Raw genomic sequence first — 9,451 nt, forward strand, 5'->3', positions numbered from 1 at the left:
CAGGGACGCACCTTGGCCGCAACTCTTTAAGAGTTGCGGCCAAGGGATGGGTGCGCTCGGCGCCGGGGACGGGGCGGGCTCGGCGCTGGGACGGGGCGTGGGGTTGGTGGTCAGTGGGCGGCGAGGGTGCCGTGTTCGGCGCAGGTGGCGGTCCAGCCGGTGGGGACGACCTGGACTTTCATCCGGCGGCGGCAGTGGGTGCAGAAGCGTGGGGGCTCCAGCTGGCGGGCGGCGCGGCAGCTGTCGTGGGTGCCGGTGCCGGTGGGCTCGCCGCAGCGGTCGCAGTACGTCGTCTCCACGGTCGGCCTCACAGCGTCGCGGACAGCGCCTTGACCGGCATCTTCAGCTCGGCCAGCAGGTCGAGATCAGAGGTAGCCGGGCGGCCGAGGGTGGTCAGGTAGTTGCCGACGATCACCGCGTTGATGCCGCCGAGCAGGCCCTCACGGGTGCCGAGGTCGCCGAGGGTGATCTCGCGCCCGCCCGCGTACCGCAGGATGGTGCGCGGCAGCGCGAGCCGGAACGCCGCGATGGCCCGCAGCGCGTCCTTGGGGTCCATCACCGGCTGGTCGCCCAGCGGGGTGCCCGGCCGGGGGTTGAGGAAGTTCAGCGGCACCTCGTCGGGCTGCAGCTCGGCGAGCTGCGCGGCGAACTCGGCGCGCTGCTCCAGGGTCTCGCCGAGGCCGATGATGCCGCCGCAGCAGACCTCCATGCCGGAGTCGCGCACCATCTTCAGGGTGCCCCAGCGCTCCTCCCACGAGTGCGTGGTGACCACGTTCGGGAAGTACGACCGGCAGGTCTCCAGATTGTGGTTGTAGCGGTGGATGCCCATGTCCACCAGGTCGTCGACCTGTTCCTGGCTGAGCATGCCCAGGCTGGCCGCCACGTTGATGTCGACGGCCTCCTTGATCGCCTTCACGCCGTCGCGCATCTGCTGCATGAGTTTGGCGTCGGGGCCGCGTACGGCGGCGACGATGCAGAACTCGCTCGCGCCGGTCGCGGCCGTCTGCTGGGCGGCCTTCACCAGCGACGGGATGTCCAGCCACACGGAGCGCACCGGCGAGGAGAACAGCCCGGACTGCGAGCAGAAGTGGCAGTCCTCGGGGCAGCCGCCGGTCTTGAGCGACACGATGCCCTCGACCTCGACCTCGGGGCCGCACCAGCGCATGCGGACCTCGTGGGCCAGCTGGAGCGCGGCGGGGATGTCCTCGTCGGGCAGCCGGAGCACTTCGAGGATGTCGGCCTCTTCGAGGCCTTGTCCCTCGGCGAGGACACGGGTGCGGGCGCGGTCGAGTACCGATACTGAGCTGGTCGACATGGGCGTACCCTACAACGCGGCCTGTTCGGGTCGGCCAAAGGCCGAGTGACTGAGGTATGGACGGGTTGAACCATGGGCGACTGGCTGGCGACGCTACGACGCAAGGCCGACCTGCGCGAACGTGCCGGGTTGCGCCGGGAACTGCGTCCGCGCGCCGGTGACGACGCGCTCGTCGACCTCGCCGGCAACGACTACCTCGGCCTGTCCCGCCACCCTCGGGTGCGCGAGGCCGCCGCGACCGCGCTGGACGCGTACGGCCTCGGCGCGACCGGCTCCCGGCTGGTGCGCGGCAGCACCGACGTGCACACCGCCCTGGAGTCGTCGCTCGCCTCGTGGCTGGGGGCTGAGCAGGCGCTGGTCTACTCCAGCGGCTACCTGGCCAACCTCGGCGCGATCCGGGCCCTGTGTGGCCCGAACACGCTGCTGGTGGCCGACGCGCACAACCATGCCTCGCTGATCGACGGGTGCCGCCTGGCCGGGGCGCAGACGGTGACGTACGCCCACGGCGACCCGGCCGACGCGGCCCGGCTGCTGGCGGCCCACCCCGGGCGGCCGGCGGTGGTGCTCACCGAGTCGGTGTTCTCCGTCGACGGCGACCTCGCCCCGCTCGCCGCGCTGCACGCGGCCGCCCGTACGCACGGGGCGCTGCTGCTGGTCGACGACGCGCACGGTCTCGGCGTGATCGGCCCGAACGGGGCGGGCGGCGTGGTCGACGCTGGTCTGGCGGGCGAACCGGACGTGATCGTCACGGCGACGCTGTCCAAGGCGCTGGGCGGCGCGGGCGGTGTGGTCGCCGGGCCCGCCGCGCTGGTCCGGCACCTGGTCGACACCGGCCGCACCTTCATCTTCGACACCGCGCTGCCGCCCGTGGTCGCGGCCGGGGTCGCCGCCGCGCTCGACCTGGCCCGCGACGGCGACCCGCTGCGCGCGGTGCTGCGCGAGCGCGCTGCCGCGATCCGTGACACGTGCCGGGCGGCGGGCCTGGCCGTCACCGACCCGGCGGGCGGTGTGGTGTCGGTCGAGGCACCGTCGGCCGAGCAGGCCTGGGCCTGGGCCGGGGCCTGCCGGGACAAGGGCGTGGCGGTAGGGTGCTTCCGCCCACCGTCCACTCCGGACAGTCGATCGCGGCTGCGGCTGACGGTCAACGCAGGCGTGCCCGCGGCGGACTTCGCGCGGGCTTTGGAGATCATCGTGGAGGTGCGGCCGTGACGGCGCTGACGGGTATCGTGCTGGTCACGGGCACGGACACCGGGGTGGGCAAGACCATCACCACGGCGGCGATCGCCGCTGCGGCGTCGTCGGAGGGCGTACGCACCGCAGTGGTCAAACCCGCGCAGACCGGCGTCGACCCCTCCTACGGCGAGGTGTCCGACATGGACATCGTGGCCCGGCTGGCCGCCCCCGCCACCACGCGCACGCTCGCCGAATACCCCGATCCGCTCGCGCCGACCGCCGCCGCCCGGGTCGCCGGGCTGCCGCCGCTGGACATGTTCGCGGTGCTGGACGAGATCAAGAGCACCGCCGCCGAGCACGACCTGACCCTGGTCGAGGGTGCGGGTGGGCTGCTGGTGCCGATGGGCCTGCACCCGGGCGGCGCGCAGTGGACCCTCGCGGACCTCGCCGTGGCACTGTGCGCCCCGGCGGTCGTGGTCGCCCGCGCCGGCCTGGGCACGCTCAACCACACCGCGTTGACCCTGGAGGCGATGGCCCGCCGGGGCATCACCGGCCGGGTCGTGCTCGGCGCGTGGCCCGACCGCCCGGAACTGGTGCACTTCACCAACCTCGCGGACCTGCCCGAGGAACTCGACGGGCTGCTCCCCGACGGCGCCGGGGCCATGGAGCCCGGCGTCTTCCGCCGCAGCGCCCCGGGCTGGCTCACCCCCGCCCTGTACGGCGCCTGCGACGATCCGCGCACCCTCGCCGAACCCGACGAGGACTGACCCCACCCCGCCCAGATCACGTGGCGCAACTGTTAAAGAGTCGCGGCCTTCCGGTCAGTCCTTGGCCGCACGTCTTTAAGAGTTGCGGCAGGTGGGGGCAGGGGTGGCGGATGGTGAAGGTGTCGGGCATGCGGAAGCTGAGGTTGTCCGGGCACCAGGGGGCGCGCACGATGTCGACGTCGCGGAGGAGGGGGGTGGTCTCGGCGACGGTGACGGCGGCCTCCATCCGGGACAGTTGGGCGCCGACGCAGCGGTGCGCGCCCGCGCCGAAGGCCAGGTGGCGGCGGGACCCGCGCTGACCGGGTACGAAATCGTGGGGGTTGTCGGCGACCGCGAGCCCGGCACGGGCGAGCCAGAGCACGATGCTCGCCCCCGCGCGCACCGGGAAACCGTCAAGCGAGGTGTCCCGCGTGGCGACCCGCCGCCAGGTCGGGATCGGCGGGACCAGCCGCAGCCCCTCCTCGACCACGTCGTCCACCCCGACCGTGCCCCGGACCAGCCCGTCGAGCACCGCGCGCTCGCCGGACAGCCGGTGCAGCAGCAGGGTCAGGAACTGCGACGTCGTCTCCTGCCCGGCCACCAGCAGGAAGAACAGCGCCCCGACCGCCGTGTCCTTCGGCAAGCCCTCGGCGGCCGCATGCGCCCGCAGCTCGCCGACCATGCCACCCGCCGTGGCGGCGAAGTCCCGCAGCACGGTGTGGAACCGGCCGACCGTCTCGGCGAGCGCGAGCTGCCGGGGCGCGTCGAGCGGGGCCCAGAACAGCTCTAGCGCGGCCCGCGAGAACTCCTTGACCACGGCCGCCTCGGCCTCGGGCAGCGCGACGAGTTTCGCCAGCACCAGCAGCGGCAGGTCGGCGGCGAGGTCGGCGTACAGGTCGACGGTCTCGCCCTCGCGCAGCCGGGTGGCCAGCCTCGCGACGCGGCGGCGGACGATGCCGGTCAGCCACGGCCGCAGCGCCTCGACGCGGGCGGGGTGCAGGGCCCGTGCGGTGATCTCGCGGATCGCCGGATGGGACACGCCGCCGTTGTTGGCCAGTGTCGCGGGCAGTTTGAAGCCGTACGAGGTGAGCACGCGCAGCGCGCTGACCGGCATGGGGCTGATCGCGTCGAGGGCGTTGCCGGGGGAGAAGGTGTCCGGGTCGGCGAGGACCTGCCGGACCAGCCGGTGATCGCTGACGACGACGTGGCGGACCCCGACGTGGTCGGTCACCGCGACGGTCGCTTCGGCCCGCCCGTCGATGTCGAAAGGCTGGTCCCAGGTACGGAACAGCACTCGGACACCGTACTAGGCGAGGTGAGCGTCCGTTCAGGCAAGGGCTCGCGGGGCGATGACGGTGATACCGGTGGGCGGGGCATCGCCCATCGCGGTCAGCGCGGCGGGTACGTCGTCGAGCCCGATGGTCCGGGTGACCAGCGCGTCGGGGCGCAGCCGTCCGGAGAGCACGAGGTCGAGCATCGGGCCGTAGTCGGCGGCGGCCATGCCGTGGCTGCCCAGGATCTCCAGCTCCCAGCCGATGACCCGGCCTATCGGCAGCTCGGGCGCGCCGTGGGGGAGCAACCCGACCTGCACGTGCCGGCCGCTGCGGCGCAGGCTGAGGATGGCCGCTGTGCAGGTCGCCGGGCTGCCCAGGGCGTCCACGGTGAGGTGCGCCCCGCCGCCGGTCAGCTCCCGTACCGCCGTGACCGGATCGGTCTCGCGGCTGTTCACGCAGGCCACGGCCCCGTGTTCGCGGGCCAGGTCGAGCGCGCCGGAGGAGACGTCGACGGCGATGACCCGCGCACCGTACGCGGCGGCGATCATCACGGCCGACAGCCCGACGCCGCCGCAGCCGTACACGGCCACCCACTCGCCCGCGGTGACCCGCCCCTGCGCCGTGACCGCCCGGTACGCCGTCGCGAACCGGCAGCCCAGCGCGGCCGCCGCCGCGTACGACAGCTGCTCGGGCAGCGCGACGAGGTTGAGGTCGGCGTGGTCGACGGCGACGTACTCGGCGAACGAGCCGCGGTGGGTGAACCCGGGCTGGGTCTGGTGTTCGCAGATCTGCGGCGCGCCGCGCAGGCAGGGCTCGCAGCCGCCGCAGCCGCACACGAACGGCACGGTCACCCGGTCGCCCACCCGCCAGCCGGTGACGTCCGCGCCGACGGCGTGCACGGTCCCCGCCAGCTCGTGCCCCGGCACGTGCGGGAACGTCGCGATGTCGGGGTCGTGGCCCATCCAGCCGTGCCAGTCGCTGCGGCACAGCCCCGTCGCCTCGACCTTGATCACGCAGCCGTGCGGCGGCGCGCTCGGCTCGGGCAGTTCCCGCACGTCAGGCTGCTCCCCAAAGGCGTCATAAGCGACCGCACGCACGTCTTTGCCCCTCCCACCAAACCCCGTAGTGCCCAGCACCTTACGTCCCGACCCGGCCCACGGTCACCCGGCCGCCAGTCCTGCCGCAACTCTTGAAGAGTCGCGGCCTGCGGGACGGCCGAAGGCGCATGTCATCAAGAGTTGCGCCCCGGGTGGCGGTAGGCGACGCCGAGGGCGTCGAAGCGCGCCAGCATCACGTCGAGGCGGTGGTGGAAGTCGGCCAGGTCGGTGCGGGTGCCCCAGCCGGTCTCGGCGACCGCCGACAGGCGCGGCAGCAGGTTGTATGCCGCCCGCCCGACCGTCGGGAGGTACTCGCCCCACAGGTTGCCCTGCACGCCGAGGACCCGGTTCTCGCCGGTGCCGGGCTCGTAGGCGTACACCTTTTCCAGTGGCAGCAGGCCGCCGATGCTCAGCGGCTCGCCGGGGGCGTCGGACTCGCAGTAGTCGAGGTACAGGTGCTCGCACGGGGTGGCGACGACGTCGTGCCCGGCCCGCAGCGCCTCGTCGACCTTGTCCTGGTGCCGCCACGCCATGACCACGGCCTCGGCCGGTGCGCCCCGGCCGACCAGCTCGTCCCAGACCACCACCCGGCGCCCGTGCGTACGCAGGTGCGCGGCCAGTTCGGAGATCCACCAGCCGAGCAGGTCCTCGGGTTCGGTGAGCCCGAGGACCTGCATCCTCGCCTGCGCACCGGGGTTCGCCGACCATTCGGCGGTCGGCACCTCGTCCCCGCCGAGGTGGATCAGCGTCGACGGGAAGACGTCGACCAGCTCGTCCAGCACGTTCTTCATGAACTGGACGGTGGCGTCGTCGCAGTTGAGCACGGTGTCGTAGATGCCCCAGCGGGTGCCGGTGGCCAGCTGCGCGCCGGGGTTGTCGCCCAGTTCCGGGTAGGCGGCGATGGCGGCGGTGGTGTGGCCGGGCAGGTCGATCTCGGGCACCACGGTCACCCCGCGCCGGGCCGCATACGCGACGAGTTCGCGCAGCTCGTCCTGGGTGTAGTGGCCGCCGTGCGGGGTGCGGTCGGCCTGCTTGATGTTCTCGTGGCCGATCGGCGACTCCCGACGCCACGCGCCGACCTCGGTCAGCCGCGGGTAGCGCTTGACCTCGAAGCGCCAGCCCTGGTCCTCGGTCAGGTGCAGGTGCAGGGTGTTCATCCGGTGCAGGGCGAGCAGGTCGATCACGGTACGCAGCCAGGAGACCGGCTGGTGCCAGCGGCCGACGTCGACCATGACGCCGCGCCACGGATACCGGGGCCGGTCCTCGATCGACACGTACGGCACGGTCCACGCGACCCCGGTGACCGGCGCGGCGGCGACCGCTTGCGGGGGCAGCAGTTGCCGCAGGGCCTGCACCGCCCAGCGCAGCCCGGTCAGCGTGCCCGCGACGGCGCGCACGCCCGTGTCGTCGACGGTGAGCCGGTAGCCCTCCTCGCCCAGCCCGGCCGCGTCGTCCAGGACGAACACCAGCTCGGCGTCAGTGCCCCCGTCGCCCAGGGGCAGGCCGGTGGCGGGGCTGATCAGCTCCCGCAGCAGGTCGGCGATCGTGGCGGGGGCGTTGACGGTGGTCTGCGGGGTGAGCGTCCGCTGTCCCGGCGCCGGTGCGTACGAGAGAGGTTGTGGGATCAGCACGGCGGCTCCTCCAGGTGACGGCGCACGGTAAACGATTTCGGGAACAACCCTGCCGACGGTAGTACGGCTTCTTAACAGTAGTCAAGATCCACAACGACCGTGTCGTACCTGTCCGGCAATGGTCAGCGACGGTTTTAGGCCGTGGGCCGGGCGACCGTGCTCAACAGCCGCAGCAACGCGACCCGGCCCGCGTTCCTGCAGGTCGCCACCGGGTGAAGGAATCCTCCAGCTCCGCCGACCGCCGTGGCGACCGGCGTGGACAGAGAGGATGAGGACGCGTAGGGTAAACGCTTTCTAGAATCGTTTCCACTGCTCACCATCATTGCTGGGGTTCCTATGAACAAGCGGCCCACCATCCGCGACGTCGCGGCGATGGCTGGGGTGTCGGTGGCGACCGTGTCCCGGGTGCTGTCGGGCGACTACCCCGTCGCCAACGCCACCCGCACCAAGGTCCAGCGGGCCGTACGGGAACTGGACTACGTCGTCAACGCCCACGCGCGGGCGCTGTCCGGCTCCACCTCCAACGTCGTCGCCCTGGTCATGTACGACGTGGTCACCCCGTTCTTCGCGTTCATCGCCTCGGGCGTGGAATACCAGGCCACCGAGTCCGACCGGCTCTGCCTGGTCTGCACCACGCACGGCGACCCGGACCGCGAGCTGGAGATCGTCAAGCTGATGCGCGAGCAGCACGCCGACGCGGTCATCCTGGTCGGCGGCGTGAACATGACCGACGACTACCGCGAACGCATGTACCGCTACGCCAAGGGCCTAGAGGACGCGGGCAGCCGCTTGGTGCTCTGCGGCCGTCCCTCGCTCGGCCCGGACTTCCCCGCGATCACCGTCGAGTACGACAACGCGGGCGGAGCGTATTCGGCCACCAGCCACCTGCTGTCCTCCGGCCACCGGCGGATCGCGATGCTCGGCGGCCCGATCGGCAACACCACCTTCGACGCCCGGCTCGACGGCTACCGCCGTGCCCTGGAGGCGTTCCGGGTGGCCGTCGACCCGGCGCTGATCGTGCACGGCGACATGAGCCAGGAATCCGGCTTCCGCCAGGTCCAGCGCCTGCTGTCCAGCGGCGTCGCGTTCACCGCGATCTTCGCCGCCAACGACTTCGTCGCCGCCGGGGCGATGCGCGCCCTGCGCGCCGCAGGCAAGTCCGTCCCCGGCGACGTCTCCGTCATCGGCTACGACGACACCCCCTTCGCCCCCGAACTCACCCCGGCCCTGACCAGCGTCCACGTCCCGCACGAGCAACTCGGCCGCACGGCGGTGAAACTCGCCCTCCAACGCGGCGAGGGCTCCGCCCGTCAACACGTCATGCTCGGCACCCACATCGCCATGCGCGACTCCGTCCGCCCCCTCATCTGACCGCGCCCCGCGCCCCGCCCCGCGCCCCCCGGGACGGGGCATGATCGCCGTTTCGGGTCAGAACCTCGGGTCTAACCCCAGGTTTTGACACGAAACGGCGATCATCGCCTGCGGCAGGGCCGGACGGGGGCGTGCGCGCCGTCGTGCACGCCGCAGGCTCGGTCAAGCTGTACGTCGGCCCGGAGGTCTTCGCGCGCGGCATCGACGCCTTACTCGACGTCACCAGCCCCGAACCACTCCCCGCCGGGCAGCCCCTGTTCACCCTGCCCAACGTCTGGATCACCCCGCACCTGGCCGGCGTCCAGGGCACCGAAGCCCGCCGCCTCGGCGCATACGCCGTCACCGAGGTCGAGCACCTCCTCGCGGGCCGCCCGATGTCCGGCGAGATCCACGCCGACCAACTCCCGTCCTCGCCTAACCCACCAGGCCCACCCCGCCCCCACCTGGCGCAACTCTTAAAGACTTGCGGCGTCGGCGGAGGTCTTTGGCCGCGACTCTTTAAGAGTTGCGGCAGGTGGGGTGGGGGTGGGGGTGGGGGTGGGGTTGCCGGGTGATGATCGTTGTTTCGTGTCGAGAAGTGCGGTGGGACCTCGTCTTTTGACACGAAACGGCGATCATCGCGGTGAGTGAGCGGGCGAACCGCTGCGGCGGGCTTAACCGGGCGACGGAGGCGGGGCGCTGCCATAGGGTCGGCGTTCGGGGCGCCGCGAGGCGGTGTCGGGTGGAGCCGAGCGGTGTCGGGTGGAGCCAGGCGGTGTTGGGCGGGGCGGAGCGGGCGGGGGTGGGGATGCGCCTGACCGGATTCGGATATACAGGACTCATGGCTGAAGAGGTGGACGTCATC

General features: G+C 72.4%; 7 protein-coding genes and 2 pseudogenes. 4 read left to right on the forward strand and 5 right to left on the reverse strand.

All coding sequences use genetic code 11. The features are described from left to right. Positions 1-110: 110 nt before the first annotated feature. Positions 111-359, reverse strand: a pseudogene (gene bsaP, locus HAV40_RS31680) (biotin synthase auxiliary protein BsaP); the annotation flags it as partial. Then, positions 308-1,315, reverse strand: coding sequence for a biotin synthase BioB (gene bioB / locus HAV40_RS31685; protein WP_166387809.1), 1,008 nt, complete (start codon positions 1,313-1,315; stop codon positions 308-310). The pseudogene bsaP and the gene bioB, both read right to left, overlap by 52 nt. A 72-nt stretch (positions 1,316-1,387) precedes the next feature. Here bioB and HAV40_RS31690 point away from each other — a divergent pair, with 72 nt between their 5' ends. Beyond that, positions 1,388-2,524 carry an 8-amino-7-oxononanoate synthase gene (locus HAV40_RS31690; RefSeq protein ID WP_166387811.1) on the forward strand — a complete coding sequence of 379 codons (1,137 nt, stop codon included), beginning with the start codon at positions 1,388-1,390 and terminating at the stop codon, positions 2,522-2,524. Positions 2,525-2,541: 17 nt separating this feature from the next. Beyond that, positions 2,542-3,255: a dethiobiotin synthase gene (bioD, locus tag HAV40_RS31695; RefSeq protein WP_166387835.1), complete on the forward strand. Its 714-nt coding sequence runs from the start codon at positions 2,542-2,544 to the stop codon at positions 3,253-3,255. 106 nt (positions 3,256-3,361) lie between these two features. Here the strand turns inward: bioD and HAV40_RS31700 are convergent. The 3 genes and pseudogenes from HAV40_RS31700 to HAV40_RS31710 all read right to left on the reverse strand — a co-directional run. Continuing rightward, a pseudogene (locus HAV40_RS31700) lies at positions 3,362-4,528 on the reverse strand (cytochrome P450); the annotation flags it as partial. A 33-nt stretch (positions 4,529-4,561) separates the two neighbouring features. Then, positions 4,562-5,563: a zinc-dependent alcohol dehydrogenase family protein gene (locus HAV40_RS31705; RefSeq protein WP_239086611.1), complete on the reverse strand. Its 1,002-nt coding sequence runs from the start codon at positions 5,561-5,563 to the stop codon at positions 4,562-4,564. Positions 5,564-5,739: 176 nt separating this feature from the next. Next, positions 5,740-7,236, reverse strand: a complete 1,497-nt coding sequence (locus HAV40_RS31710) for a beta-N-acetylhexosaminidase (RefSeq protein WP_166387817.1) — start codon at positions 7,234-7,236, stop codon at positions 5,740-5,742. Between the two features lie 336 nt (positions 7,237-7,572). Between HAV40_RS31710 and HAV40_RS31715 the strand changes: the two genes are divergently transcribed. Together HAV40_RS31715 and HAV40_RS39255 are read left to right on the forward strand one after the other, a co-directional pair. Next, positions 7,573-8,607, forward strand: coding sequence for a LacI family DNA-binding transcriptional regulator (locus tag HAV40_RS31715; protein ID WP_166387819.1), 1,035 nt, complete (start codon positions 7,573-7,575; stop codon positions 8,605-8,607). A gap of 143 nt (positions 8,608-8,750) precedes the next feature. Beyond that, positions 8,751-9,161 carry an NAD(P)-dependent oxidoreductase gene (locus HAV40_RS39255; protein WP_409364988.1) on the forward strand — a complete coding sequence of 137 codons (411 nt, stop codon included), beginning with the start codon at positions 8,751-8,753 and terminating at the stop codon, positions 9,159-9,161. The last annotated feature ends 290 nt before the right edge of the window (positions 9,162-9,451 follow it).

Origin of the sequence: Catellatospora methionotrophica (assembly GCF_011297335.1) — a bacterium.
Taxonomy (GTDB): domain Bacteria; phylum Actinomycetota; class Actinomycetes; order Mycobacteriales; family Micromonosporaceae; genus Catellatospora; species Catellatospora methionotrophica.

Coding starts and splice junctions, on each gene's coding strand:
- bioB (WP_166387809.1), bottom strand. CDS start 1,315: ATGTCGACCAGCTCAGTATCGGTACTCGACCGCGCCCGCACCCGTGTC.
- HAV40_RS31690 (WP_166387811.1), top strand. CDS start 1,388: ATGGGCGACTGGCTGGCGACGCTACGACGCAAGGCCGACCTGCGCGAA.
- HAV40_RS31715 (WP_166387819.1), top strand. CDS start 7,573: ATGAACAAGCGGCCCACCATCCGCGACGTCGCGGCGATGGCTGGGGTG.